Source organism: Pectobacterium jejuense, from assembly GCF_026800125.1.
Classification (GTDB): Bacteria; Pseudomonadota; Gammaproteobacteria; order Enterobacterales; family Enterobacteriaceae; genus Pectobacterium; species Pectobacterium jejuense.
Window position 1 is genome coordinate 1 of sequence record NZ_JAPQKX010000061.1, and the last position, 241, is coordinate 241.

Consider the following 241-nt stretch of genomic DNA (forward strand, 5'->3'; position numbering starts at 1 on the left):
GACGTGGATGGCGATACGCTGAGTTATACCGTCGGCACCCCGCCGGCCAACGGCACCCTGACGTTAAATGGGGCCACCGGGCAGTACACCTATACGCCGGGCGCCAACTTTAACGGTAATGACCGCTTTGTGGTGACGGTGTCGGACGGTAACGGCGGGACGACGACCAGCACGGTGAGCATCGGGATCACCCCGGTGAATGATGCGCCGGTGACGGCGGACCAGTCGATCGTCACCAGGG

Annotated in this window: 1 protein-coding gene; it reads left to right on the top strand. The window is 63.5% G+C overall.

The genetic code is table 11. The annotated features are described in order from the left end of the window. On the top strand, positions 1-241 hold a 241-nt coding region (locus NXT09_RS22460), incomplete at both ends, for a cadherin-like domain-containing protein (RefSeq protein ID WP_268581207.1).